Raw genomic sequence first — 25,993 nt, 5'->3', positions numbered from 1 at the left:
CGGGTGCCTTTTGCGCCCACTGTCTTTTTTACGGTTGGATCAAACATGACCAGGCAACAGCAAGTGGTGATTGTCGGTGGCGGGGTGATTGGCCTGCTCACCGCGTACAACCTCGCCTCCGAGGTAGGCAGCGTGGTGCTGCTGGATCGCTCGAATGTCGGCCAGGAATCGTCCTGGGCCGGTGGCGGCATCGTTTCTCCGTTGTATCCGTGGCGCTATAGCCCGGCCGTCACGGCACTGGCGCACTGGTCACAGGATTTTTATCCACAGCTGGGCGAGCGCCTGTTTGCCGACACCGGCGTTGATCCCGAAGTGCACACCACCGGCCTGTACTGGCTGGATCTGGATGATGAAGCCGAAGCGCTGGCCTGGGCCGAGCGGGAAAACCGACCGCTGCGGGCTGTGGATATCTCGGCGGCCCATGATGCGGTGTCGGTACTCGGCGGCGGATTTTCCCGGGCGATCTACATGGCCGACGTGGCCAACGTGCGTAACCCACGGCTGGTGAAGTCATTGAAAGCGGCGTTGCAGGCGCTGCCGAACGTGACGATTCACGAGCAGTGCGAGGTCAGCGGGTTTGTCCGTGAGGGCGAGCAGGTTGTCGGTGTGCAAACGTCGAAGGGCGTGATCTCCGGCGATCAGGTGGTGCTGACGGCGGGGGCGTGGAGCGGCGAATTGCTCAAGACCCTGAATCTTTCGCTGCCGGTGGAGCCGGTCAAAGGCCAGATGATTCTCTACAAATGCGCGGCGGATTTCCTGCCGAGCATGGTGCTGGCCAAGGGGCGTTACGCGATCCCGCGCCGCGACGGGCATATTCTGATCGGCAGCACGCTGGAGCACGAAGGTTTCGACAAGACGCCGACCGACAATGCACTGGAAAGCCTCAAGGCCTCGGCGGTGGAATTGCTGCCAGCGCTGGCAGACGCCGAAGTGGTGGGTCACTGGGCCGGGTTGCGTCCAGGCTCACCGGAAGGGATTCCCTACATTGGCCGGGTGCCGGGGTTTGATGGCCTGTGGCTCAATTGCGGGCATTACCGCAACGGGCTGGTGCTGGCGCCCGCATCCTGTCAGCTGTTTGCCGATGTGATGCTGGGACGGGCGCCGATCATCGATCCAGCGCCGTATGCACTGGAAGGCCGGCTCTGAAGCCAGATCAAAGATCGCAGCCTGTGGGCTGCGATCCTTGAATGACTCAATCCAGGCCCAGTTTCTTCAGCCGATAGCGCATCGAACGAAACGATAGATTCAGCCGCTGCGCCGCCGCCGTGCGGTTCCAGCGGGTTTCCTCCAGCGCCTGCAGAATCAGTTTGCGCTCGACGTTTTCCAGATAGTCTTCCAGGTTATCGATCTGCGTGAGATCGGCGATGCCGCCCTCGGCCGCGCAGTTGCCTTCACTCAGGCGCAGGTCGTCGGCTTCGATCATGCGGTTTTCGCACAATGTGTGCGCGCGTTCGAGGACGTTCTCAAGTTCCCGGACATTTCCCGGGAAGCGGTAGTTCTTCAAGGCTTCAAGCGCTTGCGGATGCAGGCGGGTCGAGGGTTGGCCGGTACCATGGGCCAGGCGCTTGAGCATATGGGCGGCCAGTGCTTCGATATCATCACGGCGTTCGCGCAGGGACGGTACGCGCAGTTCGATCACGTTCAGCCGGTAATACAGATCCTGCCGAAAGCGCTCGGCGGCAACTTCCCCGTCCAGGTCCTTGTGGGTGGCGCAGAGAATGCGCACATCGACCACGGTTTCCTGCTGGCCGCCGACGCTGCGCACGGCTTTTTCCTGGATCGCCCGCAGCAACTTGACCTGCATCGATAGCGGCAAGTCCGCCACTTCATCGAGAAACAGCGTGCCGCCATGGGCTGCCTGGAACAGACCCGGTTTGTCCTCCACCGCGCCGGTGAAACTGCCTTTGCGATGGCCGAAGAACTCGCTTTCCATCAACTCTGACGGAATGGCCCCGCAGTTCACCGGCACGAACGGCTGGCTGGCGCGGGGGCCTTGCTCGTGAATCAGGCGGGCGACCAGTTCCTTGCCGCTGCCGGACTCGCCGCTGATGTAGACCGGCGCCTGACTGCGGGCCAGTTTGTCGATCTGTTTGCGCAGATCGCGCATCGGCTGCGAGTCGCCGAGCAGGCGCCGGTCGATCGATGTGCAGACTCCACCGGTCGCGGGCATGCGCAATGCCGTGGCGACCAGTTCACGCAACCGCGTGAGGTCCACCGGTTTGGTCAGGAAGTCGAAAGCCCCGGCCTTCAAGGCGTTGATCGCTGTTTCCAGGCTGCCATAGGCCGTGATCATCGCCACCGGCAATTGCGGATGGCGTTGTTGAATGTGCTGCACCAGCTCCAGCCCGGTGCCGTCGGGCAGACGCATGTCGGTCAGGCACAGGTCAAAGGTATCGCGGTGCAGCAATGCCTGGGCTTCGCCGAGATTGCGTGCGCTGAAAGTGTCGAGTTTCATCCGTCCCAGGGTAATTTCCAGGAGTTCGCGGATATCCGGTTCGTCGTCGACGATGAGGATTTTTTGCCGTGGGCTCGTGTTCAACTTTGTTTCCGTCCGTGAGCAAAGGTGATGCGAAAGCAGCCGCCGCCTTGGCGTGGTTTGAAGTCTAGGCGGGCCTGGTTGCTTTCGCACAGCTCACGGGACAGATAAAGCCCAAGGCCGGTGCCCTGGCTGCTGGTGGTAAAGAAGGGTTCGAACAGGTGGGCCTGCTGATCCAGCGCCACGCCGGGGCCGTTGTCCTGCACTTCGAGCACGGCCAGCTGGCTTTCGGGGTCGATGAACAGCCGCAGCCAGACCTCTGCAGGATCGTGCAGCAGGGCGCTGTGCCGCCAGCCGTTGCGCAACAGATTGTCGAGAATTTGCGTCAGTTGGCCCGGGTCCATCAGGGTGCGGAAATCCCCGGATTCGATGTTCAGATGAATTCGTTGGCGTTCGCTGGCCTGTTCCCGGCTTTCCTCGACGAACTGCACAAGCCACGGTTCGAGATCGAGTCGCTGCGGGGCGCTCTGCTGGCGACGGGAGAGTTGCAGGACGTTTTCAATGACTCGGTTCATGCGCTGGGAGTGATCCTGGATGATCTGCGTCAGACGCCGATCCGCGCCGTCGAGTTCCTCGGATTCCTGCAACAGCTGCGCGGCATGACTGATGGCGCCCAGCGGGTTGCGGATCTCGTGGGCGATGCCGGCGGTCAGGCGCCCGAGTGCGGCGAGCTTCAGTTGCTGAGCTTGCTGGGCGATCTGGGCGAGGTCTTCGAGAAACACCAGGGTCTGGCGGTTCGGGCTCTGTTCCAGGGCGATGAAGCTCGGTTGCAGTTCCAGGCCGTTGGTGGCGATTTTCAGGCTCTGCGGTCGCAGTGTCGGGTTGTTCAGCCACAGATGCAGACGCTCGACCAGCGCGGTCGAGTAGTCGTCGATCAAATGGCCCTCAAGGGGCGATTGCGCCAGCAGGGTCCGGGCGCTGTGGTTGGCCAGTTGCACCCGGCGTTGTTCGTCGAGGACCAGAATGCCGGTGCGCATGCGTTGCAGGATCAAGGCGTTGAGGGCTTCGAGGCTGACCACTTCGCTGGCCCGTTGTTCGGCCAGGGTCTCGCTGACTTCGAGCCGACGGATCAAGCCTTGCACCAGCAGCGCCCCGGCAAAACACAGGGCGCCGAGGGTGCCTGCTTGCAGGTATTCGTTGGCGCTCAGGGGATGGCTGAAGCTCAGCAGGAAGCTGAGGCCGACAATGCCGAGTGCGCCGATGGCTGCAATCAGCACACCGATACGGCGTCGCAACAGGGTATTGCTGATGGCTACCGAGACGATCAGCAGATTGCCGATCGGGCTGGCCACGCCACCGGCGGCATAAAACAGCCCGCACAACAGCAGGATGTCGAGCAGGGCCAGCCCGAACAACTGGGCCGGGCGGCGGATGTTCTCCAGGAACACCACCAGCAGGATATTCAGCACCAGGTACAACCAGCTGCCATTGCGCAGCAGATCGTCGTCGGCCGACGTCAGCAGGCGGTTGTCCATGTTGCTGGAAATCAGCAACACCAGGGTGATGCCGACGCTTAAACGGTAGAGATGATAGAGGCGCAGCAGTCGCTGTGCCTGTTTGCGAGTGGCGTTGGTGGCCTCAGCGATCACTGGAACCGGGGCCTTGCTCGAGGTGAGCCTGGCTGCAATACCACTGTTGTCGAAGGCTCAGCGCACGGTCGCGTGGCAGGTGCACGCCGCAATGGGCGCAACGCACCATGGGCGCGGCATCCTGTTCGCGAGGCGATTGTGTCGGCGCGGCAGGGGCCTTGAATTTGCGCCATAGCCATACGGCGGCGGCGATCAGGGCGATCCAGAACAGTAAACGAAGCATGATGGGCGGCTTTTTGGCTGATGATCCGGCAGTTTAGCCAAGGACCCGGCAGGCGCACAGCTCAATAAAACGCGGCAATAAAAAAGGGAGATCCGAAGATCTCCCTTTTTGGCATCACCGAAGTGATCAGTCGAACAGACCGAAGGTCATGTAGCTGAAAATGGAGCGGTCGCTGTTGCTGGACTCCGGTTCCGGCGCTTCGATCACGTCGCCGTTTTCGTCTTTAGGCTTGAGCTCGTTCGGGATCGCGTCTTTCGCGTCCTGGAACTGCTTCTGCACGTCCTGGTTGGCGCGGGTTTCTCCCGGCGGCAGCGGTGGACGGGATTCGATCAGGCCCAGAGTTGCCTTGCTCAGGAACGAACGGTTGTCGGCTTCCGCGACCGACGGTACGAACTGACCGTCTTTCAGGCTCGGGTGGTTCGGGTAGTTGAGCTTCAGGGTTTCCAGGCTCGAGGCTGCCAGTTCGTCCAGGTGCAGACGCTGGTAGGCTTCGGTCATCACCGCCAGGCCGTCACCGACCGATGGGGTTTCCTGGAAGTTTTCCACTACATAACGGCCACGGTTGGCGGCAGCGACGTAGGCCTGACGGGTCAGGTAGTAGTCGGCCACGTGGATTTCGTAGGCCGCCAGCAGGTTGCGCAGGTAGATCATGCGCTGCTTGGCGTCCGGCGCGTAGCGGCTGTTCGGGTAGCGGCTGGTCAGCTGGGCGAACTCGTTGTAGGAGTCGCGGGCAGCGCCCGGGTCACGCTTGGTCATGTCCAGCGGCAGGAAGCGCGCCAGCAGGCCGACGTCCTGGTCGAACGAGGTCAGGCCCTTGAGGTAGTAGGCGTAATCGACGTTCGGGTGCTGTGGGTGCAGACGAATGAAGCGCTCGGCGGCGGACTTTGCAGCTTCCGGCTCCGAGTTCTTGTAGTTGGCGTAGATCAGCTCCAGCTGCGCCTGATCCGCGTAGCGACCGAACGGATAGCGCGATTCCAGAGCCTTCAGCTTGGCTGTGGCGCTGGTATAGCTGTTGTTGTCCAGGTCCTGTTGAGCCTGCTGGTACAGCTCGGCTTCACTCAGGTTTTCGTCTACGACTTCCTTCGATGAGCAAGCAGCGGTCAATGCGAGGATGGCGATCAGCAGCAGGTGTTTCACTTGCATGGCGGCTTGCGTCCCTATGACGGCCGCTGTCTTGGGCGGGGCCGTCCTGTTATGATGAGCGCCCCGTTGAAAAGCCCCGGGGCAAAAGACGCCGTATTTAACCACAAGCGCGCAGCCGAAACCAAAGGCTGTAGCCGACGCCCAGTCCGAGCATGTCCGATAAAATTGAACTTCGCGCAGAGGTGCCGTCCGAATTGGGCGGCCAACGCCTCGATCAAGTCGCCGCCCAACTCTTCGCAGAGCACTCACGCTCGCGCCTTTCCGCCTGGATCAAAGAAGGTCGCCTGACTGTGGACGGGGCGGTCATCCGCCCGCGCGACATCGTTCATGGCGGTGCCATTCTTGAGCTGACCGCCGAGCAGGAGGCCCAGGGTGAATGGGTCGCTCAGGACATCGAGCTCGACATCGTCTATGAAGACGACGACATCCTGGTGATCAACAAGCCTGCGGGCCTGGTGGTGCACCCGGCTGCCGGTCACGCCGATGGCACCTTGCTCAACGCCTTGCTGCACCACGTGCCGGACATTATCAATGTCCCGCGCGCCGGTATCGTGCATCGCCTGGACAAGGACACCACCGGTCTGATGGTGGTGGCCAAGACCATTCAGGCGCAGACCAAACTGGTCGCCCAGCTGCAAAGCCGCAGCGTCAGCCGGATCTACGAGTGCATCGTGATCGGCGTGGTGACGGCCGGCGGCAAGATCAACGCCCCGATCGGTCGCCACGGCCAGCAGCGCCAGCGCATGGCGGTGATGGAAGGTGGCAAGCCTGCCGTCAGCCACTATCGCGTGCTGGAGCGTTTCCGTTCGCACACCCACGTAAGGGTGAAGCTGGAAACCGGTCGTACCCACCAGATCCGCGTGCACATGGCGCACATCAACTTCCCGTTGGTCGGCGACCCGGCGTACGGCGGTCGTTTCCGCATTCCGCCGGCGGCGAACCCGACCATGGTCGAATCGCTCAAGCACTTCCCGCGTCAGGCGCTGCACGCACGGTTCCTGGAGCTGGATCATCCGACCACCGGTGTGCGCATGAGCTGGGAATCGCCGTTGCCGGAAGACTTCGTCTGGCTGCTGACGCTGCTCAAGCAGGATCGCGAGGCATTCGTCGGATGAACTGGCTGACGCCGGACTGGCCCGCGCCGGCCAGCGTCAAGGCCTGTGTCACCACCCGCGAGGGCGGCGTCAGCGAGGCGCCGTTCGACAGCCTCAATCTGGGCGATCATGTCGATGACCGCCCTGAGGCCGTCGCCGAAAACCGTCGGCGTCTGACCGAACACTTCTCTATAAAGCCTGCCTGGCTGCAGCAAGTGCACGGGATTGCCGTGGCACATGCCGATCCGTCCGTGGTGGCCACGGCGGATGCCAGCTGGACTGCAACACCCGGTATTGCTTGTTCAGCGATGACCGCCGATTGCCTGCCAGCGTTGTTTTGCGACCGTGCCGGTACTCGTGTGGCAGCGGCTCATGCCGGTTGGCGTGGACTGGCGGCCGGCGTGCTGGAAGCCACCCTCGACAGTCTGGCCGTCGATCCGAAAGACATTCTGGTCTGGCTCGGCCCGGCCATCGGCCCGCAGGCCTTTGAAGTCGGCCCGGAAGTCCGGGAAGTCTTCATCAATCAATTGCCCGAAGCCGCGACAGCCTTTGTCCCGAGCCACAATGCCGGCAAGTTCATGGCCGACATCTATAAGCTGGCGCGACTGCGTCTGGCGGTTCGGGGTGTCACTGCTGTTTATGGTGGCGGTTTCTGTACCGTGACCGATCCGCGCTTCTTTTCCTACCGCCGTGCGCCACGCACCGGTCGCTTTGCTTCTCTAGTCTGGCTCACCCGCTAAGCTTGTCTGACCTGTATCAACTCCCTGACGCTTGAATCTTCCAGAATCGACCGCATCTATAGCGGTATCTGGCAGGTTTCTTTATTCAGGATGGTTTTTTAGGTCCGGCCTGCTCAAAAGGAAGGTGACCCATGCGTATAGACCGTTTAACCAGCAAATTACAGTTGGCGTTGTCCGATGCCCAATCCCTGGCTGTCGGCCACGATCATCCGGCCATCGAGCCGGCGCATTTGATGCAAGCCATGCTTGAACAGCAGGGTGGTTCGATCAAACCCCTGTTGATGCAGGTGGGCTTCGACGTCAACAGCCTGCGCAAAGAGCTGACCAAAGAGCTCGATCAATTACCGAAAATCCAGAACCCGACCGGCGATGTGAACATGTCGCAGGATCTGGCGCGTCTGCTCAACCAGGCCGACCGTCTGGCCCAGCAGAAGGGCGACCAGTTCATTTCCAGCGAGCTGGTGCTGCTCGCCGCGATGGACGAGAACAGCAAGCTCGGCAAGTTGCTGCTCGGCCAGGGCGTGAGCAAAAAGGCGCTGGAAAACGCAATCAACAACCTGCGCGGTGGTGAAGCGGTCAATGACGCCAACCACGAAGAATCGCGTCAGGCACTGGATAAGTACACCGTCGACCTGACCAAGCGCGCCGAAGACGGCAAGCTCGATCCGGTGATCGGCCGTGACGACGAAATCCGTCGCACCATTCAGGTTCTGCAACGCCGCACCAAGAACAACCCGGTGCTGATCGGTGAGCCGGGCGTGGGTAAAACCGCGATTGCCGAAGGTCTGGCCCTGCGCATCATCAACGGCGAAGTGCCGGATGGCCTCAAGGGCAAGCGTCTGCTGTCTCTCGATATGGGTGCGCTGATTGCTGGTGCCAAGTATCGCGGTGAGTTTGAAGAGCGCCTGAAATCCCTGCTCAACGAGCTGTCGAAGCAGGAAGGGCAAATCATTCTGTTTATCGACGAACTGCACACCATGGTCGGTGCCGGTAAAGGCGAAGGCTCGATGGACGCCGGCAACATGCTCAAACCGGCTTTGGCCCGTGGCGAGCTGCACTGCGTCGGCGCGACCACGCTCAACGAGTACCGCCAATATATAGAGAAGGACGCGGCTCTCGAACGGCGCTTCCAGAAAGTGCTGGTGGACGAGCCGAGTGAAGAAGACACCATCGCGATCCTGCGTGGCCTCAAGGAGCGTTACGAGGTCCACCACAAGGTCGCGATCACCGACGGTGCGATCATCGCCGCGGCCAAGCTCAGCCATCGTTACATCACTGACCGGCAGTTGCCGGACAAGGCGATCGACCTGATCGACGAAGCGGCCAGCCGCATCCGTATGGAGATCGACTCCAAGCCGGAAGTGCTGGATCGTCTGGAGCGTCGCCTGATTCAACTGAAAGTCGAATCCCAGGCACTGAAGAAAGAAAGCGACGAGGCAGCGATGAAGCGCCTGGAAAAACTCCAGGAAGAAATCGTCCGCCACGAGCGTGAGTATTCGGATCTGGAAGAAATCTGGAACTCGGAAAAAGCCGAGGTGCAGGGTTCTGCGCAGATTCAGCAGAAGATCGAACAGTCCCGTCAGGAGCTGGAAGCCGCGCGCCGCAAAGGCGACCTGAACCGCATGGCCGAGTTGCAGTACGGGGTGATCCCGGATCTGGAGCGCAGCCTGCAAATGGTCGACCAGCACGGCAAGAGCGAGAACCAGTTGTTGCGCAGCAAGGTGACTGAAGAGGAAATCGCCGAAGTCGTCTCGAAGTGGACCGGTATCCCCGTGTCGAAAATGCTCGAAGGCGAGCGCGACAAGCTGATGAAGATGGAAAGCCTGTTGCACCAGCGTGTGATCGGCCAGGACGAAGCCGTGGTCGCAGTGGCCAATGCGGTGCGGCGCTCCCGTGCCGGGTTGTCCGACCCGAATCGTCCGAGCGGCTCGTTCATGTTCCTCGGCCCGACCGGTGTCGGTAAAACCGAGCTGTGCAAGGCGCTGGCCGAATTCCTCTTTGATACTGAAGAGGCGATGGTGCGGATCGACATGTCCGAGTTCATGGAGAAACATTCCGTGGCGCGGCTGATCGGTGCGCCACCAGGCTACGTGGGTTATGAAGAGGGCGGTTACCTGACCGAAGCGGTACGGCGCAAGCCTTACTCGGTGATCCTGCTGGACGAAGTCGAGAAGGCGCACCCGGACGTGTTCAACATCCTGCTGCAAGTGCTGGAGGATGGTCGTCTGACCGACAGCCACGGCCGTACGGTGGATTTCCGCAATACCGTGATTGTCATGACCTCCAACCTCGGTTCGATGCAGATCCAGGAACTGGTCGGTGACCGTGAGGCGCAACGTGCAGCGGTGATGGATGCGATTTCCACCCACTTCCGTCCGGAGTTCATCAACCGGGTCGACGAAGTGGTGATCTTCGAGCCATTGGCGCGGGATCAGATCGCGGGCATTACCGAGATCCAGCTGGGTCGTCTGCGCAGTCGTCTGGCCGAGCGCGAGCTGAAGCTGGAACTGAGCCCGGAGGCGATGGACAAGCTGATTGCCGTCGGCTACGACCCGGTCTATGGCGCACGGCCGCTGAAACGGGCGATCCAGCGCTGGATCGAGAACCCGCTGGCGCAGTTGATCCTGTCGGGACGCTTCCTGCCGGGCGAGACCGCGACCGGTGTCGTGGAGAACGACGAGATCACGTTCAACTGACACCTGAAGGTGGTGAAGTAAGGAAGGCCTCGCACTGCGAGGCCTTTTTTTTCGTTAGGCTGTTGAACTCAAAGGAAAAGGCTTGTAAAGTGCGCCCCGCAGTCAGTCACCAACACGGTTTCAGCTCACTGGGCAGAAATCTGAAATAAGTTGCAAATCATTAACTTGAAAGCAATTTAGGGGGTTGACAGAGGTGTTCTAGGTTGTAGAATAGCGCGCCTCAGACACACGAACGCAGCGATGCGAAAACGATGTCGAGAAGCTGCAAGTTTCACCGTAGTAAATTGAAATATGTAGTTCCGTGATAGCTCAGTCGGTAGAGCAAATGACTGTTAATCATTGGGTCCCAGGTTCGAGTCCTGGTCACGGAGCCAATTTCAAGCCGGGGTATAGCGCAGTCCGGTAGCGCGCCTGCTTTGGGAGCAGGATGTCAGGAGTTCGAATCCCCTTACCCCGACCATTTTTGGGTCGTTAGCTCAGTTGGTAGAGCAGTTGGCTTTTAACCAATTGGTCGTAGGTTCGAATCCCACACGACCCACCATTTTTGAAACCAGTTAACGCTGGGATCGAATCTTAAGATCAGAGGCCAAAAGCGCTGATCGAAGAAGGCGATCTTTGAAAGGTCGCCTTTTTTTTACCGGGGTATAGCGCAGTCCGGTAGCGCGCCTGCTTTGGGAGCAGGATGTCAGGAGTTCGAATCCCCTTACCCCGACCATATTAAAAATCCTCGTATCGAAAGATACGGGGATTTTTTTTGCCCTCCAGACATGTTTCATTCAAGTCATCGTACAACTTGCCGATAGCCCGCTAACGAAAAGGGGCTGCCGTCGATCGCCCCTTGAATCCGGCCAATACAAGAAAAAGGGCGTTCGTCATGTTGCTTCGTCAGTTGAATATTGCTCCCCGTGCCGCCCTGGGCTTTGCCCTGATCGCTGTGCTGGTGGCGTTGCTCGGCGTGTTTGCCCTGGGGCAGATGTCGAGCATCCGCGAGAGCGAGGTCGCCGTGGAGAATCAGTGGCTGCCGAGCATTCGTGGCGGTGACGAGATCCGCGAGATCATGCTGCGCATCCGCACCATCTCCCTGCGCATGGCGCTGGATCAGGACCCGAACAACGTCGCCACCTACCGCAGCCAGATGGACACCCGCGACAAGGAGCTGAGCGAGAAAATCGCCGCGTACGACCGACTGGTCACCACCCCGGAAGGGCAGCAGTTGTACGATCAGTTCAAGAAAACTTTCGCGGCCTACCGTGCCGGCATCGCTCAATCGTTCGCACTGGCCGAGCAAGGCAAGCGTGACGAGCTGACCAAGCTGCTATTGGTCGACATGAAAACCGTGGTCGATGGCTCCGGCAAACAACTCAATGACCTGGCGGATCTGTTCGCCAAACAGGTCGCCGCCGAAAGCCGCAACTCCGCCGCGCACTACGAAACCTCACGCACCATCGTCAGCCTGTTCATCGCGCTGGCAGCATTGGCGACCGTGGCCCTGGCGATGCTGCTGACGCGCAGCATCGTTCGCCCCCTGAGCGCCGCTGTGGATGCTGCGGAAAACGTCGCAAGAGGCGATCTGACGCGTCCGATCGAGACCGATGGCAATGATGAGGTCAGCCGTTTGCTCAAGGCGCTGGCGACCATGCAACAAAACCTGCGTGAAACCCTGCAAGGCATCAACGGTTCAGCCACGCAACTGGCGACCGCCGCCGACGAGCTCAACGCCGTCACGCTCGACAGCACCCAAGGCCTGCAACAACAGAACAACGAAATCGAACAGGCCGCCACCGCCGTCAATGAGATGACCACCGCGGTCGAAGAGGTCGCACGCAATGCAGTGTCGACCTCCGACGCGACACGCCAGTCCAGCGAATCGGCGCATCTGGGGCAAGAGCGGGTCAGTGAAACCGCCAGCGCGATCAATGCGCTGGCCAGTGAGGTGCAACACACCGGCGAGTTGGTGCAATCACTGGCCAATCAATCTCAAGACATCGGCAAGGTGCTGGACGTGATCCGGGCGATCGCCGAGCAGACCAACCTGCTGGCGCTCAACGCCGCCATCGAAGCGGCGCGGGCCGGGGAGAGCGGACGCGGGTTCGCGGTGGTTGCTGACGAGGTCCGCGCGCTGGCCTATCGCACGCAGCAATCGACTCAGGAAATCGAGCAGATGGTGCAAGGCATGCGCAACGGTTCATGCCTGGCGCTGGAGTCGATGCAGGCCAGTGCCTCGCGTGCGTCCACCACGCTGGTGCTGGCCGAGCGGGCCGGTGAGGCGCTGCAAACCATCACCGCGTCGGTGCATGAGATCCACGAACGCAACCTGGTGATCGCCAGCGCCGCCGAAGAGCAGGCGCAAGTGGCACGGGAAGTGGATCGCAACCTGGTGAACATCCGTGACTTGTCGGTGCGTTCGGCGGCCGGCGCCGATCAAACCAGCGCTTCCAGTCATGAGCTATCGAAACTGGCCAATGCATTGCAGGGTATGGTGCGGCGCTTCCAGCTGTAATCCCGGCAGACGTAAAAAAGCCGCGCTCCTCGTGAGAGAAAGCGCGGCTTTGTTTTGTCGGGACAGAATGAAAATCAGGCACCGTCCTGGTCTTTCAGGTGTTCGAACAGGCCTTTCGGCATTTTCTTGCCGTTGGCTTCGAAGTTGGCTTTGACGTTGTTGTAAGCCTCTTGCTCGTCGATGAAGCCGTCATGGTTGGTGTCGATCTTGTCGAAGTCGGACTTCGGCGCAACCTTCAGGAACTCGGCGCGCGAGACTTTGCCGTCGCCATCGGTGTCGGTCTTGGCCATCGACGCGTCGCCGCATTTGCCTTCACCGCATTTGCCTTCCGGGGTTTTCACCGAGGTTTCAGCCGAGGCAACCATGTAGCCCTGGGCCAGCGGTTGTGCGGCGAACACCGAGCCGGACAGCATCAGGCCGCCAGCCAGTACGGCACCGACCAGGCCAAGGGAGGTTTTGCCAATTTTCGAAGTGCGGGTCATTTCATTCTCCTTCGGTTGCACTGCGCAACCACACGTTAAGGGCGATCAGCCGGAGCAGGTGTGCTCGGGTGTGGCCATTAAGCGGTGGCGGTGTATCGCGTCTGTGTCGAGGAGCGGGGGCGTTTGTAAGCGAAGGTGAGGAAAGCGCGGGCAGATACAGTAAAAGACAAAACCCTGTGGGAGCGAGCAGGCCCGCCCCCACAGCGTTTTACATCAGTGCAGCTTCAGACGTGGCTCGGTGCCGCGTCCGATCTTGCTGCCCAGCATCAGCATCGCCGTGCGGAACGGGCCGTACAGCGCCATCTGGTGCATGCGGTACAGCGACACGTAAAACATCCGCGCCAGCCAGCCTTCGAGCATCACGCTGCCGGTCAGGTTGCCCATCAAGTTACCCACAGCCGAAAAACGCGACAGCGAAATCAGCGAGCCGTAGTCGGTGTACTTGTACTCCGGCAGGGTCTTGCCTTCGATCCGCAGTTTCAGCGACTTGGCCAGCAACGACGCCTGTTGGTGCGCAGCCTGGGCCCGTGGCGGAACGTTGCGATCCGAGCCCGGTTGCGGGCAGGCGGCGCAGTCACCGAAGGCGAAAATGTTTTCGTCGCGGGTGGTCTGCAAGGTCGGCAGCACTTGCAGCTGGTTGATGCGGTTGGTTTCCAGGCCATCGATGTCCTTAAGGAAACCCGGCGCGCGGATCCCGGCAGCCCAGACTTTCAGGCTGGCCTTGATCTCGTTGCCATCGGCGGTGATCAGGCTGTCGGCGGTGACCTGGCTGACCGACGCGTTGGTCATCACATTGACCCCGAGTTTTTCCAGGGTCTTGTGCACCGGCCCGCTGATACGCTCCGGCAGGGCTGGCAGCACCCGTGGCCCGGCTTCGATCAGGGTGATGTGCATGTTTTCCGGTTTGATCCGGTCCAGACCGTAGGCCGCCAGCTCATGAGCGGCGTTGTGCAGCTCGGCCGCCAGTTCGACGCCCGTGGCGCCGGCGCCGACGATGGCCACGCTGATCTGCTGGACCACATCGGTTTGCCCGGCGTGAGCACGCAGATAGTGATTGAGCAATTGCTGGTGGAAACGCTCGGCCTGTTTGCGGGTGTCGAGGAACAGGCAGTGCTGCGCTGCGCCCTGGGTACCGAAATCGTTGGTGGTGCTGCCGACCGAGATCACCAGCGAGTCATAAGGCACTTCCCGCGCCGGAACCAGTTCCACGCCGTTTTCGTCGTAGGTGGCGGCGAGCTGAATCTTCTTCTGCTCACGATCGAGCCCGCTCATGCGCCCCAGCTGGAACTCGAAGTGGTTCCATTTGGCCTGGGCGACATAGTTGAGTTCGTCTTCGGAGGAGTTCAGCGATCCGGCGGCCACTTCGTGCAACAGCGGTTTCCAGATGTGCGTGAGGTTCGCGTCGACCAGCATGATGCTGGCAGTGCCGCGTTTACCCAGAGTCTTACCCAGACGGGTAGCCAACTCCAGACCGCCGGCGCCGCCGCCGACAATGACAATACGATGGGACATGGGAATAGCTCGCAAGGTTTTTAAAGGAAATCGGTGCGGTTACCCGAGCGAGCGCGATGCAGCTCATAGCGTCAGGTAACTGATAAATCGGCTCAACAGGCCCAGACCAATGGTCACTGCCAGCACCACCACCAGGAGCATCCACGGCCGGAATGGCCGGCGCTCGACACGGTGTTGGGACAACTGCAGGTACTCTTCGACATGCTTCTGGTCATCGGGGTTCAGGCGGCTGGTCATATGAGGCCTCGTCAGGGATAGACGTTGCTGAATGCGCAGACGTTACAGCGGTTTGCCTGCGAGCGTTGAACGGCGCATGTCATCCGGGCGAATGATTGCGCTTTTGTAACATCCGGCCAGTGTTTGCGCCATCCTGCTTAGGGATTACAGGCTGATCCCGACATCGAACACGATGCTGCGACCCAGGTTGCTGCGCAGGAAATCCGGTGCATCGGGGTGGGCGAACAAGACGCGGGCGAACGTCGGTCCGACCAGTGACAGCGAGCGCCAGCCCTGTCGCAAATATTCGGTGGGCGGAGGAAAGTGGCTGTTGAGGTCGAGCACTTCGCGCTTGAGGCTGGCGAAGGCGATGATGTCCAGTTCGCCCAGGTCCATGCCGCGTTCCTTGTAGTTGTGCGCTTTCTTGCGCAAGGTCGGCGCCAGCCTGAGCAGAAACTCGTTGGCCGGAATCCGCCGTGGCTTGGCCTCGCGGCGCACCAGTTGGCTCAGGGAAAATGCACTGCGTCGACGTTGCAGCTCATCGCGCCATTCATCGTTGAGGCGGCGGCCTTCGTCGAGGACGAAAAACACCTCGAAGTTGGCATCGCGAAACAACACGTCCGGTGGCTCGCCGGCCGGGGCGAATTCGTCGGCGCGATACGGAATATTCAGGCCTTGCAGCAGGCGCTGGCAGACCCAACGCTCACGCTCCCATTTGCGGGCATTGGACAGGAACGCGTTGGCTTGCTCGGCCGCGATGGTCAGCAGGCGTAAATAATCTGAGTCATCCATAGGCCCAAGCTTAGCGTTCAATTGCGACAAGCAGAAAGCTTTGCATCGGCAGTTTCACCAAGGTGGCGGTGTAAACTTCGACACAGGAGCGCCAATCAAAGGAGTCTGCGGTGCGAATGAAGGTGATGGGATCATGATCGGTGCAGAACTGCTGTCATCGACAAGTCTGACCCTCGGCTGGCTGATTTACCTGCCGGTGCTGCTCTGGGCGATTTGCCGCGCGCCGTGGGTCGAGTTGTTCAGCGACAGCCGTCGTCAGCACTTGCTGTTCGGCACCGTGTTCGCGCTGTTTCTGTTGTGGATGGTGCGCAGGGATTTCGACACGGGTGTGTCGTATCACTTCATTGGCATGACCGCCGTGACGTTGCTGCTCGACTGGCCGTTGGCGATTGTGGGCGGGCTGGTGGCGCAGATCGGGCTGGTCCTGCTGGGACGCCAGGATCTGGCGGCGGTCGGAGTCAACGGCGCGTTGCTGATCCTGCTGCCGGTGCTGATCACCGAGGGCGTGGCGATCCTGGTCGAGCGGGCGCAACCGCGTAATCCGTTTGTGTATATCTTTTGCTCTGGCTTCTTCGCGGCGGCCTTGTCGGCGCTGTCATGCCTGGTGCTGAGCCTGACCTTGCTCTGGTACGACGGCCTCTTCGCCATGCCCGAATGGCTGGAAGATTTCATCGGTTACCTGTGGCTGCTGATTTTTCCGGAAGCGTTCATCAACGGCATGGTGATCAGTGCGCTGGTGGTGTTCTGCCCGGAATGGCTGGAGACCTTCAACCGCACCCGCTACCTTTCGGCGCCCTGGAAGGACGACGATCCCAAGTCTTGATCCACATCAAATCCACCCCGTGCGCGGCATTTCATGCTCGGCCAAATCCCTTCAGGAGCAGCGGCATGAGTGTTTACGAGTGGGCGAGGCAGGAAACCCGGCAAAGTCTGGAGATGGCGCAGGAGGTAGGCTTCGATCCTGGATTGAGTCTGCGCGCCTTGCTCAGTGCCGTGGTGCAGCAGAGCAAGGCGGTGCGCAACGCCGAAGACCTGGCCGACGAGTTGCGCTTTCTGGCAGAAAACCTCGACGACAATCAGGACTACGGCTTCATGCGGCCCTGATCAGAGGATCAGTGGCGCTGGTCGAAGTCGCCGGAAAACAGTTCGTCCTCGGCATCCGGGGCGACCGGGATCTTGTGTTCTTCCGACGCCCAGGCGCCGAGGTCGATCAGTTTGCAGCGGTCCGAGCAGAACGGCCGGAATTTGTTCTCGGGGGTGAATTCCACCGGGGCGCCGCAGGTCGGGCATTCAACGGTCGGGATCGGGCTCATGACTGGCCTCCAGATAAAGTCAGGTAAAAGTGATGCAGGCGCTCGACCTCGCCGTGCAGCCAGGCGAGGTCGCGGTCGTTGACCACCACATCGTCGGCGCGGCTGACGCGGTCTTCGCGGCTGGATTGAGCCTTGAGGATCGCCTGGACCTGCTGTTCGCTGGTCTGGTCACGCTGCAAGGTGCGTTCGATCTGCAGTTGCTGCGGAGCATCGATCACCAGGATCCGCTGGGTCATCGCGTACTGTCCGGACTCGATCAACAGCGGCGAAACCAGAATCGCGTAAGGCGATTTTGCCAGCGCCAGGTGATGGGCGATTTCCTCGGCGATCAGCGGATGCAACAGCGCTTCGAGCCAGCGGCGTTGCTCCGGTACTTCGAAGATCAGCTTGCGCAACGCTGCGCGATCCAGCGTGCCATCGGCCTGCAGGACATCCGGACCGAAGTGCTCGGCGATTTTTGCCAGCGCCGGGCGCCCCGGCTCAACCACCCAGCGTGCCGCATGATCGGCGTCCACCACATGGATGCCGAGGTCGATGAAGTGCTGGGCGGCTGCGCTTTTGCCGCTGCCGATGCCGCCGGTCAGGCCGAGAATCCAGGGTTTTTCCACAGGGGTATTCATTTCAAACCGACAAACTGCCAATAGAAGTCGGTTATTTGACCACCCCAGAGCAAGGCAATCCAGCCGGCAATTGCCAGATACGGCCCGAAGGGGATTGGCGTCGAGGTTTTCTGGTCGCGCAGCTTGAGCATAATCACCCCGAGCACGGCGCCCACCAGCGAGGACAGCAGGATGGTCAGCGGCAGAATCTGCCAGCCACCCCAGGCCCCGAGCAATGCCAGCAACTTGAAATCACCGTGACCGATGCCGTCCTTGCCGGTGAGCAGCTTGAACAGCCAGAACACCGACCACAGCGCCATATAACCGGCCACTGCCCCCCACAACGCGTCGTGCAGCGAGACGAACAGGCCGAAGCTGTTGACGATCAATCCCAGCCACAGCAGCGGCAGCACCAGTACATCGGGCAACAGCTGATGCTCGGTGTCGATCAGACTCATCGCCAGCAAGCCCCAGGTCAGGACGATCATCAGACAGGCCGGCCAGCCAAAACCCATATGCCAGGCGATGAACGCCGACAGCACGCCGCAGGCCAGTTCGGTCAACGGATAACGCTTGCTGATCGGCGCCGCGCATGACGAGCAGCGGCCGCGCAAAAACAGGTAGCTGAGCAGCGGAATGTTTTCCCACGCACGAATGCGGTGGGCGCAATGCGGGCACTGCGAGTGCGGCAGCATCAGATTGTAGACCGGCAGCGGCGTTTCGACGGGCAGCCCGAGCACGTCGTGGGCCTGCTGGCGCCATTCGCGTTCGAGCATTTTCGGCAGGCGCCAGATCACGACATTGAGGAAGCTTCCGACCACCAGTCCGAGCACCAGAGCGGTGAAGACAAAGGCCAGCGGATAGAGGGCGAAGAGTTCGTCGATGGGCATGTCAGATCGCTGAGCCGAGTTGGAAGATCGGCAGGTACATGGCCACGACCAGTCCGCCGACGATCACCCCGAGTACCACCATGACGAAAGGCTCCATCAGGCTGGTGAGGTTGTCGACCATGTTATCCACTTCTTCCTCGTAGAACCCGGCAACCTTGTCGAGCATATCGTCCAGGGCGCCGGACTCTTCGCCGATGGCGGTCATCTGCACGGCCATGTTCGGAAAGATTCCGGTGGTGCGCATCGAAAAGTTCAACTGCATGCCGGTGGCCACGTCCTGGCGAATGCGCAGCACCGCACGTTTGAACACCACGTTGCCGGTGGCCCCGGCAACCGAGTCCAGCGCTTCGACCAGCGGCACGCCGGCGGCAAACGTGGTCGACAGGGTTCGGGCGAAACGGGCCACGGCGGACTTGTACATCATGGTGCCCACCAGCGGCAGTTTCAGCAGCCAGGCATCACGCCGGTCACGCAGGGCCTGGGATTTCTTCAGGGCATGGCGGGTGCCGAAAAACGCTGCGACCAGCGCGCCGAGAATCGCCCACCACCATTGCTGCATGAACTCCGAGAGGCCGATCACCATCAGGGTGAACGCTGGCAGTTCGGCGCCGAATCCGGAAAACACCGACTGGAACTGCGGCACCACTTTCACCAGCAGAATCCCGGTGACGACCGCCGCCACCAGGATCACGGCGGTGGGGTAGGTCATGGCTTTCTTGATCTTGGCCTTGAGGCTTTCGCTCTTTTCCTTGTAGGTCGCTACGCGTTCCAAAAGGGTATCGAGGGCGCCGGATTGCTCGCCGGCATCGACCAGGTTGCAGTACAACTCGTCGAAGTATTGCGGTTTCTTGCGCAGGGCTGCGGCGAAGCTGTTACCGGCGGCGACTTCCTGTTTCACCTCGTCCACCAGTTTGCGCATCGCCGGGTTTTCAAAACCTTCGCCGATGATGTCGAACGACTGCAGCAACGGCACGCCGGCCTTCATCATGGTTGCCATCTGCCGGGTGAAGAGGGCGATGTCCAGCGGCTTGATGCGTTTGCCGAAATTCAGCAACGACGCGGATTTCTTGCGCACCTTGCCGGGGTTGATGCCCTGCTTGCGCAACTGTGCCTTGATCAGCGCGGGGTTTTGTCCGCTCAACTCGCCGGTGATCCTGCTGCCTTTCTTGTCCGTGCCTTCCCAGGCATAGACGCTGATTTTCGCTGCCTTGACGGCCATGTTCAGTCCTTGGTGACCCGGTTGATTTCTTCAAGGCTGGTGATGCCTTGCATCGCCTTGATCAGTCCCGAGGTGCGCAGGTCGTTGAAGCCGTCCAGGCGCATCTGGCTGTCGATTTCCAATGAGTTGCCCTCGGCCATGATCAGCCGTTGCAGCTCGGGGGTGTTTTTCACCACTTCATAAATCCCGGTGCGTCCCTTGTAGCCGCCGTTGCATTGATCGCAACCGGCGGGCTCATAGATCGTGAAACTGCCGATGCGTTCCTCGGGAAAACCTTCCTTGAGCAAGGTTTCGCGGGGAATCTCGATGGGCTTTTTGCAGTGGCTGCAGAGTTTTCGCGCCAGACGCTGGGCGATGATCAGGCTGACCGACGTGGCGATGTTGAAGCCGGGAATGCCCATGTTGTGCAAGCGGGTGAGTGTCTCGGCGGCGCTGTTGGTGTGCAGCGTGGAGAGCACAAGGTGACCGGTCTGCGCTGCCTTGATGGCGATTTCCGCAGTCTCGAGATCGCGGATCTCACCGACCATGATCACGTCCGGGTCCTGGCGCAGGAACGAGCGCAGGGCCTGGGCGAAGTCCAGCCCCTGCTTAGGATTGACGTTGACCTGATTGATGCCTTCCATGTTGATCTCCACCGGGTCTTCGGCAGTGGAGATGTTGATGTCGACGGTATTGAGAATGTTGAGCCCGGTGTACAGCGACACGGTCTTGCCGGAACCGGTGGGACCGGTGACCAGGATCATACCTTGTGGTTGCTTCAGGGCAGCGAGGTACAGGTCTTTCTGCTCCGGCTCGTAGCCGAGGGCGTCGATGCCTATCTGCGCGCTGGAGGGGTCGAGGATCCGGATCACCACTTTCTCGCCCCACAGGGTCGGCAAGGTGTTGACCCGGAAATCGATCGACTTGCTCTTGGACAGGCGCATCTTCAGTCGCCCGTCCTGAGGTTTGCGGCGTTCCGAAATGTCGAGGCTGGCCATGACCTTCAGGCGTGCGGCAATGCGCCCGGCCAGTTGAATCGGCGGCTTGGCCACTTCGCGCAGGATGCCGTCGGTACGTACGCGCACCCGGTAGTTTTTTTCGTAGGGTTCGAAGTGCAGGTCGGAAGAACCGCTCTTGATCGCGTCCAGCAGCATCTTGTGGACGAAGCGCACCACCGGCGCGTCGTCGGCGTCCAGCCCACCGATGGCGTCCTGCTTGCTGTCATCGATGGACTCGACGTCCAGCCCGTCGAGGTCGACATCGGCCATGTCTTCCAGGCCGGAGGCGTGGGTGTCGAAGAACTTCTCGATGGCGTCGGTGAGCTTGTCGTCTTCCACCAGAATCGCTTCGGTGGTCAGCCCGGTGCTGAACTGAATATCGTTGATTGCCTGATGATTGCTCGGGTCGGAGATCCCCACAAACAGCTTGTTGCCGCGCCGCCACAGGGGCAGCGCGTGGTGCTGGCGCACCAGTTTTTCGCTGACCAGGCCCTTGGGCTGGGTTTCCTTGTCCAGGCAGTTGAGGTCGAGGAACGCCATGCCGAAATGCTCCGAGGCGATCTCGGCAACCTGCGAACTCTTCACCAGTTTGTTCTGTACCAGATAGCTGACCAGCGACAGACGATTGCGCTGGGCCTGCTGCCAGGCTTGCTGGGCGCTTTTTTCCGTGAGCAGTTCGGCCTGTACCAATTGCTTGGCCAGACCGCTCAGAGCGATGTCATTCATGGGAATCCCGGATGCAGACAGTTCATGACTTATAGCCTAGTCAAGTGACAGCGCCAAACCGCCTCGGTGCAGGTGACAAAAAGTGTCAGATAGTGCGGTTACAGGTTGTAGGAAACGCCGCGATAGCGTGATCGCGCCCAGCCTGCGCGGGTGCGGGCGCCTTGGCACGGGCTGTGCTGAGTCCTGTTCAGATCATGAGATTCCGACTCATGCATGGAGCGTGTCTATGAAGAAACAACAAGGTTTCACTCTGATCGAGCTGCTGATCGTCGTGGCGATCATCGGCATTCTGGCCACCATCGCGTTGCCGCAATACACCAAGTACCAGGCACGGTCGAAGGTGACGGCAGGGCTGGCGGAAATCAGCGCACTCAAAGTGCCGTTCGAGGACACCATTAATCAAGGTACCGACCCGACCCTGTTGCTGGTGGCCGGTAACGCGGCAGCCACCACCTCCAACTGCACGTTGGCGGCGTCGGGCACGGCTTCGACAGGCGCCGGCACGATCACCTGCACGCTGGTCAACGCACCAGGCCCGGTACTGGGCAAGACCATCACGCTCTCCCGCACGGGTGCTGCTACCGGCAACACCGCCGGTGTCTGGAGTTGCGCATCCACGGTCAACCCGGACTACGCGCCTAAAGGTTGCCCGGGCAGCGGTGCCTGACCGGCTAGCCACGCATCATGAAATGCTCCGCTTTGCGGGGCATTTTCTTTTGCCCGGCACTTCACAAAAGCTTCAATCATTTCAGCGTGTTAGGAACTTTTCCAAAAGCCGCAACTTGCATGCAGATAATTCGAACGTCATGCAATTTGCATGATTCCGAAAATGTTCATGATTTATAACTTGTTGATTTATAAAGAATTATCGTCTTTTGAAGACTTGGCACAGCGTTCGCAATATCTCCAGTAACCCTGCTGACAAGACACGCAGCAGACTTTCCAGAAAAACAGGAGTTACTCGTATGAAGAAGTTCGCTATCACTGCCGCTGCTGCTACCGCGCTGACCCTGACCATGGCCACCGGCGCATTCGCACAATCCACTCAGGCAACCCAGGCGCCAATGACCCTGGCCGCCGGTGAAATGACCAAGGCGAAAGAGGCCACTTCCGACACCTGGATCACCACTAAAGTCAAAAGCGACCTGGTCACCGAAAAAGGCATTCCAGGCACTGATATCAAAGTAGAAACCAACAAAGGCGTCGTTTCCCTGTCTTCGACCGTTGCCATCACCGAAGCTCAGAAAACCACCGCCGTGGCCATCGCCAAGAAAATCAAAGGCGTGAAAGCGGTCTCCGCTGACGGCCTGAAAGCCGAGTAAGGCAAGACTTCTCGCCTGGACCGGGAGAAGACGCGACAGGCGGGCCGAGTCATACGTCTGCCGCACTTTAGAGTTCATGCGAACGGCCACAGGGAGTGGCCATTACAGGCCCCGGCATTCGTGTCGGGGCCTGTTCTATTTCAGGGACGGGAAAACCAATGGGGGAGGTCAGTTGCCACGTTTGCTGTTGATCTGCCGCAGGCGATTACCTTCGAACCGCAGGTATTGGTACATGCCGTTGCTCGGGCCGTAGGTCCATTCCTCGACCTGAAACTCTTCCCGGCGATTGGCGCTGCGCTTGTAGCCCAGCACGTCACGGCTGACCGGTTCACCGCACTTTTGCAGCACCTCGCTGGAACGGTCGCCAAGGCTGACCAACTGGCTGCCGCAGCGCAGCGTATCGGATGCTGACGCCTGGCTGGCGACGAGCGCCAGCACTATTGCCGCCAGCCATTGGCTGTTCATCACTCGGCGTCCAGATGCATTTGCGTCACCACGCGGCCGTCGCTCTCCGCTTCGCCGAGATTGGCGTCGATGAAGTACACGCGGTCGTCGGCCAGTTGGCCTTTGTCCACCAGGTAGTCCTTGATGCTGCTGGCACGGTCCTGACCCAGTTGGCGCAGCAGCACATCGCTGGAGCTCCAGAACTTGATCACGTCCGCACGCATTTTCGCGGTGCGCTCTTCCTTGCCCAGATCTTTCCATTCAGCCGGCGGCTGGGTTTTCAGACGAGTGCGGTAGATGCCTTCGAGCAGCGGGCCTTTTTCGTTATCCGGGACCTGGATCAGTGATGCCTGGGCCGGCACCTTGTCGCCACGGCGCTGGAGCATCTTGTAGTAGTTGTACTGGTATTCACGTTCCAGACGCTGCTCGGCAATCAACGGACCGTCGCTGCTCTGGGCGGCGGTGCCTTCGATTTCCAGGCGCAGGGCCGGACGTTCCTTCAAGGCCTGGGACAGTTTGACCAGCGCGGCTTCGGCGTCCTTGTTCAGTTCGCTGGAACCCGGTGCGAAGGACACGGTGCCGAGGTCTTCGGAACCGCCCCCGTTGATCAGCCCGCCAATCATCTTGAACGGTGCGGCGGCGGCTTTGACGACCAGATTGCGCAGGGTCTGCCAGATAATCGGCATCACGCTGAATTGCGGGTTATTGAGGTCGCCGGTGACCGGCAGCTCGATGGAAATCTTCCCGTCCACGTCCTTGAGCAACGCAATCGCCAGTTTCAGCGGCAGGCTCACGGCATCCGGGCTGTCGACTTTCTCACCCAGTTGCAGCTGCTCGACCACCACTTTGTTCTCGGCCTTGAGCTGGCCCTTGGTGATCAGGTAGTGCAGGTCGAGATTGAGCCGGCCCTTGCGGATCCGGTAACCGGCGAACTTGCCGGAGTAGGGCGTCAGGGTGGTCAATTCGACCCGTTTGAAACTGGTGGCGATGTCGAGGCTGGCCATCGGGTCGAACGGGTTGACCGCACCCTTGATGGTCACCGGCGCATAGCGGTCGACCTTGCCTTTGACGTCGACGCTGGCCGGTTTCGCCTGACGGCTGTCGATGGTGCCGATCTGGCCGTTGAGCTGCTGGACCGCGGTGGCGAAGTTCGGGGTCAGGCTGAAGTCGGCGAAGTTGGCCGAGCCGTCATTGATCGCGATACCGCCGATATGAATGCCCAGCGGTTTCGAGTTGCCGGCTGGTTTGGCCGCTGCCGTTTTCGCCCCGGAATCGGCAGGTTGCGGAATCAGCAAGTCGTCGATGTTGGTGGTGCGGTCATCGTTGATCATGAATCGCACATAGGGCTGGAACAGGTTGATTCTGTCGATCGACAGGTTGTCGCCGTGCTGATAGTTCAGGCCTTCGACCACCACTTGCTGCCACTTGAGGAAGTCGCGGGTCTTCAGGGTGTCGAGGGTGTGCAACTGATCGACCTGGGCGCGACCGGTGACACTGAGTGCCAGAGGTGTGACGCTTTTCAGATTCACTTTCAGATCGCTGCCGAGCATGCCGCTGCGCAGTTCCAGGCGAATGAACGGGTTGATGTAGGACTGGGCGACGCGAAGGTCGATGTCCTGCGTCTTCACGTTGAGCTGGGCCGTGACCGGTGCCAGATTGACCACGCCGTCGGCGCTGATCTTGCCTTGCTTGCCCAGGCCGGTGTCCAGTTTGACGTTGAAGGGCGAGCCGTTGAGGCTGTCGAAATTCTGCAGGTCGAGGTTCAGCGGCGTGACATCCAGCGTGACTTCCGGCTTCGCCGAGCGGTCGGCCAGATGCACTTTGTAGTCACGCAGTTGCACGTCCTTGAGCAGCACCTGCCACGGTTTGCCCGGTGCGGCCGGTTCCGGTTTCGGTGAGTCGGCAGCCGCCGGAGTGCTTTTCGGTTCCGCCGCCGCTTTGGCGGCAGGTTTCGACGGCTGGCTGGCGAACAGTTTCTGCCAGTCCAGTTGCCCGTCCGCCTCAAGGGCGGCCCAGGTTTCGAGTTTCTGGCTGCGGATCTTGCCGACCACCACTTGCTGTTTGGCCAGGTCCACCGTGGTTTCGCTGACGTCGAGGCGGTCGAGTTTCGCCAGCGGGCGCCCGTCCGGGGCCTTGATCGCAAACGGCGCGACACTGACCGAGACGTTGCTCAACAGCAGTTCGGTTTCCTTGGACAGGTTGAGCTTGTAGTCGGTGCTCAGGCTGACTACGCCGTTTTCCAGTACCAATGGCACCGCGTCGCGCACGTAGGGCCAGAAGGCTTTCATCTGGCCATCGGTGACTTTGAGCGTGCCTTCGGAGGCGATCGGGATCAGGCTGAAGTTGCCTTTCCAGTCGATCTGCCCACCGGCCGGGCCGATGGCGACCAGGGTCATGTCGGCGTTGTCGTCGGGCAGGGTGCTGAGGTTGTTCAGTTCGAAATCGAGCTTGTCGTAGAGGAACTCGATCGGTTCGCTCGGGCGTGAGTCCTGGAAGTGCACGTTGCCGCCGGCCAGTTTGATCCGGTCGATACGCAGCGGAAACGGCTTGGCATTCGGATCGGCCGGCGTCGGTTCACTGGCCGGCAACTTGAACAGACCCAGCAGATTGAGTTTGCCGTCCTGGGCGAACAGGACTTCGGTCTTGGGTTTATCCAGTTCGATGTCGGACAGGTGCAGCGCTTTTGTCCACAGGCTGTCGAGTTGCAGGTTGGCGTACAGGCGTTCGAAACCGACCTGTTCCTTGCCCGGCTCGCCGATGACCAGGCCCCAAAGCGTGACTTCGAGGCTGAACGGATTGAGTTCGATACGCTGAATGTGCGCAGGCACCGTCGCGTAGTTGGCCAGTTGCTGGTTGGCGACCCGGAGCGCAATGCCCGGCAAAATCAGAAACCCCAGCAGGCTGTAGAGGGCCAGAGCGGTCAACAAGGCGCCAATCGCGCGAATCAATCCTTTGGGCATGTGCGGCTTCATCTGTCTGA

At 60.5% G+C, this 25,993-nt stretch carries 24 protein-coding genes and 4 tRNA genes; 13 read left to right on the top strand and 15 right to left on the bottom strand.

Annotation, left to right across the window (positions count from 1 at the left end; translation table 11 throughout):
• Window positions 1-45 precede the first annotated feature (45 nt).
• The gene (gene thiO / locus IF199_RS25790) at window positions 46-1,146 is read left to right on the top strand and encodes a glycine oxidase ThiO (protein WP_192559027.1); all 1,101 of its coding nucleotides are present in this window, start codon (window positions 46-48) and stop codon (window positions 1,144-1,146) included.
• Window positions 1,147-1,192: 46 nt separating this feature from the next.
• Here the strand turns inward: thiO and IF199_RS25785 are convergent, their stop codons facing one another.
• From IF199_RS25785 to IF199_RS25770, 4 genes are all read right to left on the bottom strand, one after another.
• Window positions 1,193-2,539, bottom strand: a complete 1,347-nt coding sequence (locus IF199_RS25785) for a sigma-54-dependent transcriptional regulator (RefSeq protein WP_192559026.1) — start codon at window positions 2,537-2,539, stop codon at window positions 1,193-1,195.
• On the bottom strand, window positions 2,536-4,125 hold the full coding sequence (locus IF199_RS25780; protein WP_192559025.1) for a sensor histidine kinase: 1,590 nt from the start codon (window positions 4,123-4,125) through the stop codon (window positions 2,536-2,538). Before IF199_RS25780 ends, IF199_RS25785 begins: the two co-directional genes overlap by 4 nt.
• Complete coding sequence (locus tag IF199_RS25775) at window positions 4,115-4,348, bottom strand: PP0621 family protein (protein WP_096820878.1); 234 nt, start codon at window positions 4,346-4,348, stop codon at window positions 4,115-4,117. The genes IF199_RS25780 and IF199_RS25775 overlap by 11 nt, the downstream gene beginning before the upstream one ends.
• 126 nt (window positions 4,349-4,474) lie before the next feature.
• Window positions 4,475-5,491, bottom strand: coding sequence for an outer membrane protein assembly factor BamD (locus IF199_RS25770; protein WP_096820879.1), 1,017 nt, complete (start codon window positions 5,489-5,491; stop codon window positions 4,475-4,477).
• Between the two features lie 152 nt (window positions 5,492-5,643).
• Between IF199_RS25770 and rluD the strand changes: the two genes are divergently transcribed.
• From rluD to IF199_RS25730, 8 genes are all read left to right on the top strand, one after another.
• Window positions 5,644-6,606, top strand: coding sequence for a 23S rRNA pseudouridine(1911/1915/1917) synthase RluD (gene rluD, locus IF199_RS25765; protein WP_096820880.1), 963 nt, complete (start codon window positions 5,644-5,646; stop codon window positions 6,604-6,606).
• On the top strand, window positions 6,603-7,325 hold the full coding sequence (pgeF, locus tag IF199_RS25760) for a peptidoglycan editing factor PgeF (protein ID WP_096820881.1): 723 nt from the start codon (window positions 6,603-6,605) through the stop codon (window positions 7,323-7,325). The genes rluD and pgeF overlap by 4 nt, the downstream gene beginning before the upstream one ends.
• Before the next feature lie 131 nt (window positions 7,326-7,456).
• Window positions 7,457-10,021: an ATP-dependent chaperone ClpB gene (clpB, locus tag IF199_RS25755; RefSeq protein WP_192559024.1), complete on the top strand. Its 2,565-nt coding sequence runs from the start codon at window positions 7,457-7,459 to the stop codon at window positions 10,019-10,021.
• Window positions 10,022-10,319: 298 nt separating this feature from the next.
• Window positions 10,320-10,395: transfer RNA gene (locus tag IF199_RS25750), tRNA-Asn, on the top strand.
• A 9-nt stretch (window positions 10,396-10,404) separates the two neighbouring features.
• Window positions 10,405-10,481, top strand: a tRNA-Pro gene (locus tag IF199_RS25745).
• Between the two features lie 5 nt (window positions 10,482-10,486).
• Window positions 10,487-10,562: transfer RNA gene (locus IF199_RS25740), tRNA-Lys, on the top strand.
• A 97-nt stretch (window positions 10,563-10,659) separates the two neighbouring features.
• Window positions 10,660-10,736, top strand: a tRNA-Pro gene (locus IF199_RS25735).
• Window positions 10,737-10,895: 159 nt separating this feature from the next.
• Complete coding sequence (locus IF199_RS25730) at window positions 10,896-12,521, top strand: methyl-accepting chemotaxis protein (RefSeq protein ID WP_192559023.1); 1,626 nt, start codon at window positions 10,896-10,898, stop codon at window positions 12,519-12,521.
• 74 nt (window positions 12,522-12,595) lie between these two features.
• Here the strand turns inward: IF199_RS25730 and IF199_RS25725 are convergent, their stop codons facing one another.
• The 4 genes from IF199_RS25725 to IF199_RS25710 all read right to left on the bottom strand — a co-directional run bounded on the left by IF199_RS25725 (window position 12,596) and on the right by IF199_RS25710 (window position 15,523).
• Entirely contained in the window at window positions 12,596-13,003 is a 408-nt protein-coding gene (locus IF199_RS25725; protein ID WP_096820884.1) for an HvfA family oxazolone/thioamide-modified RiPP metallophore, read from the bottom strand.
• Window positions 13,004-13,216: 213 nt separating this feature from the next.
• Window positions 13,217-14,515, bottom strand: coding sequence for an NAD(P)/FAD-dependent oxidoreductase (locus tag IF199_RS25720; RefSeq protein WP_096820885.1), 1,299 nt, complete (start codon window positions 14,513-14,515; stop codon window positions 13,217-13,219).
• A gap of 63 nt (window positions 14,516-14,578) precedes the next feature.
• Entirely contained in the window at window positions 14,579-14,752 is a 174-nt protein-coding gene (locus IF199_RS25715) for a DUF3094 domain-containing protein (RefSeq protein WP_096820886.1), read from the bottom strand.
• Between the two features lie 144 nt (window positions 14,753-14,896).
• The gene (locus IF199_RS25710; RefSeq protein WP_003228301.1) at window positions 14,897-15,523 is read right to left on the bottom strand and encodes a DUF1780 domain-containing protein; all 627 of its coding nucleotides are present in this window, start codon (window positions 15,521-15,523) and stop codon (window positions 14,897-14,899) included.
• 133 nt (window positions 15,524-15,656) lie between these two features.
• On the opposite strand from IF199_RS25710, the gene IF199_RS25705 reads away from it, so the two are divergent.
• Both IF199_RS25705 and IF199_RS25700 read left to right on the top strand, forming a co-directional pair.
• A complete protein-coding gene (locus tag IF199_RS25705; RefSeq protein ID WP_192559022.1) occupies window positions 15,657-16,346 on the top strand; it encodes an energy-coupling factor ABC transporter permease in 690 nt (229 codons plus the stop codon).
• 65 nt (window positions 16,347-16,411) lie between these two features.
• Window positions 16,412-16,627, top strand: a complete 216-nt coding sequence (locus tag IF199_RS25700) for a hypothetical protein (RefSeq protein WP_096820888.1) — start codon at window positions 16,412-16,414, stop codon at window positions 16,625-16,627.
• An 8-nt stretch (window positions 16,628-16,635) separates the two neighbouring features.
• On the opposite strand, the gene yacG is transcribed toward IF199_RS25700, so the two are convergent.
• The 5 genes from yacG to pilB are packed head-to-tail and all read right to left on the bottom strand — an operon-like array spanning window position 16,636 to window position 21,247.
• Complete coding sequence (yacG, locus tag IF199_RS25695; protein ID WP_192559021.1) at window positions 16,636-16,836, bottom strand: DNA gyrase inhibitor YacG; 201 nt, start codon at window positions 16,834-16,836, stop codon at window positions 16,636-16,638.
• Complete coding sequence (gene coaE, locus IF199_RS25690; RefSeq protein ID WP_096820890.1) at window positions 16,833-17,456, bottom strand: dephospho-CoA kinase; 624 nt, start codon at window positions 17,454-17,456, stop codon at window positions 16,833-16,835. Before coaE ends, yacG begins: the two co-directional genes overlap by 4 nt.
• On the bottom strand, window positions 17,453-18,325 hold the full coding sequence (locus tag IF199_RS25685; RefSeq protein ID WP_192559020.1) for a prepilin peptidase: 873 nt from the start codon (window positions 18,323-18,325) through the stop codon (window positions 17,453-17,455). The genes coaE and IF199_RS25685 overlap by 4 nt, the downstream gene beginning before the upstream one ends.
• A 1-nt stretch (window position 18,326) precedes the next feature.
• Window positions 18,327-19,544 carry a type II secretion system F family protein gene (locus IF199_RS25680; RefSeq protein WP_192559019.1) on the bottom strand — a complete coding sequence of 406 codons (1,218 nt, stop codon included), beginning with the start codon at window positions 19,542-19,544 and terminating at the stop codon, window positions 18,327-18,329.
• A gap of 2 nt (window positions 19,545-19,546) precedes the next feature.
• Complete coding sequence (gene pilB / locus IF199_RS25675) at window positions 19,547-21,247, bottom strand: type IV-A pilus assembly ATPase PilB (protein WP_096820893.1); 1,701 nt, start codon at window positions 21,245-21,247, stop codon at window positions 19,547-19,549.
• A gap of 226 nt (window positions 21,248-21,473) precedes the next feature.
• Between pilB and IF199_RS25670 the strand changes: the two genes are divergently transcribed.
• Together IF199_RS25670 and IF199_RS25665 are read left to right on the top strand one after the other, a co-directional pair.
• Window positions 21,474-21,914, top strand: a complete 441-nt coding sequence (locus IF199_RS25670) for a pilin (protein WP_096820894.1) — start codon at window positions 21,474-21,476, stop codon at window positions 21,912-21,914.
• Window positions 21,915-22,212: 298 nt separating this feature from the next.
• A complete protein-coding gene (locus IF199_RS25665) occupies window positions 22,213-22,569 on the top strand; it encodes a BON domain-containing protein (RefSeq protein WP_096820895.1) in 357 nt (118 codons plus the stop codon).
• A 168-nt stretch (window positions 22,570-22,737) separates the two neighbouring features.
• Here IF199_RS25665 and IF199_RS25660 read toward each other — a convergent pair whose 3' ends face one another.
• A complete protein-coding gene (locus tag IF199_RS25660) occupies window positions 22,738-23,034 on the bottom strand; it encodes a DUF2845 domain-containing protein (RefSeq protein ID WP_102621087.1) in 297 nt (98 codons plus the stop codon).
• On the bottom strand, window positions 23,034-25,985 hold the full coding sequence (locus IF199_RS25655) for a DUF748 domain-containing protein (protein ID WP_192559018.1): 2,952 nt from the start codon (window positions 25,983-25,985) through the stop codon (window positions 23,034-23,036). Before IF199_RS25655 ends, IF199_RS25660 begins: the two co-directional genes overlap by 1 nt.
• Window positions 25,986-25,993: the final 8 nt, after the last annotated feature.

This window comes from Pseudomonas allokribbensis (assembly GCF_014863605.1).
In the GTDB taxonomy this organism is placed as follows: Bacteria; Pseudomonadota; Gammaproteobacteria; order Pseudomonadales; family Pseudomonadaceae; genus Aquipseudomonas; species Aquipseudomonas allokribbensis.
This window is presented reverse-complemented; position numbering and strand designations above follow the sequence as displayed.

Bases quoted from the DNA above. Each gene is read 5' to 3' on its own strand.
- thiO (WP_192559027.1), top strand. From the start codon at position 46: ATGACCAGGCAACAGCAAGTGGTGATTGTCGGTGGCGGGGTGATTGGC.
- IF199_RS25775 (WP_096820878.1), bottom strand. From the start codon at position 4,348: ATGCTTCGTTTACTGTTCTGGATCGCCCTGATCGCCGCCGCCGTATGG.
- IF199_RS25770 (WP_096820879.1), bottom strand. From the start codon at position 5,491: ATGCAAGTGAAACACCTGCTGCTGATCGCCATCCTCGCATTGACCGCT.
- rluD (WP_096820880.1), top strand. From the start codon at position 5,644: ATGTCCGATAAAATTGAACTTCGCGCAGAGGTGCCGTCCGAATTGGGC.
- pgeF (WP_096820881.1), top strand. From the start codon at position 6,603: ATGAACTGGCTGACGCCGGACTGGCCCGCGCCGGCCAGCGTCAAGGCC.
- clpB (WP_192559024.1), top strand. From the start codon at position 7,457: ATGCGTATAGACCGTTTAACCAGCAAATTACAGTTGGCGTTGTCCGAT.
- IF199_RS25730 (WP_192559023.1), top strand. From the start codon at position 10,896: ATGTTGCTTCGTCAGTTGAATATTGCTCCCCGTGCCGCCCTGGGCTTT.
- IF199_RS25725 (WP_096820884.1), bottom strand. From the start codon at position 13,003: ATGACCCGCACTTCGAAAATTGGCAAAACCTCCCTTGGCCTGGTCGGT.
- IF199_RS25720 (WP_096820885.1), bottom strand. From the start codon at position 14,515: ATGTCCCATCGTATTGTCATTGTCGGCGGCGGCGCCGGCGGTCTGGAG.
- IF199_RS25715 (WP_096820886.1), bottom strand. From the start codon at position 14,752: ATGACCAGCCGCCTGAACCCCGATGACCAGAAGCATGTCGAAGAGTAC.
- IF199_RS25710 (WP_003228301.1), bottom strand. From the start codon at position 15,523: ATGGATGACTCAGATTATTTACGCCTGCTGACCATCGCGGCCGAGCAA.
- IF199_RS25705 (WP_192559022.1), top strand. From the start codon at position 15,657: ATGATCGGTGCAGAACTGCTGTCATCGACAAGTCTGACCCTCGGCTGG.
- IF199_RS25700 (WP_096820888.1), top strand. From the start codon at position 16,412: ATGAGTGTTTACGAGTGGGCGAGGCAGGAAACCCGGCAAAGTCTGGAG.
- yacG (WP_192559021.1), bottom strand. From the start codon at position 16,836: ATGAGCCCGATCCCGACCGTTGAATGCCCGACCTGCGGCGCCCCGGTG.
- coaE (WP_096820890.1), bottom strand. From the start codon at position 17,456: ATGAATACCCCTGTGGAAAAACCCTGGATTCTCGGCCTGACCGGCGGC.
- IF199_RS25685 (WP_192559020.1), bottom strand. From the start codon at position 18,325: ATGCCCATCGACGAACTCTTCGCCCTCTATCCGCTGGCCTTTGTCTTC.
- IF199_RS25680 (WP_192559019.1), bottom strand. From the start codon at position 19,544: ATGGCCGTCAAGGCAGCGAAAATCAGCGTCTATGCCTGGGAAGGCACG.
- pilB (WP_096820893.1), bottom strand. From the start codon at position 21,247: ATGAATGACATCGCTCTGAGCGGTCTGGCCAAGCAATTGGTACAGGCC.
- IF199_RS25670 (WP_096820894.1), top strand. From the start codon at position 21,474: ATGAAGAAACAACAAGGTTTCACTCTGATCGAGCTGCTGATCGTCGTG.
- IF199_RS25665 (WP_096820895.1), top strand. From the start codon at position 22,213: ATGAAGAAGTTCGCTATCACTGCCGCTGCTGCTACCGCGCTGACCCTG.
- IF199_RS25660 (WP_102621087.1), bottom strand. From the start codon at position 23,034: ATGAACAGCCAATGGCTGGCGGCAATAGTGCTGGCGCTCGTCGCCAGC.
- IF199_RS25655 (WP_192559018.1), bottom strand. From the start codon at position 25,985: ATGAAGCCGCACATGCCCAAAGGATTGATTCGCGCGATTGGCGCCTTG.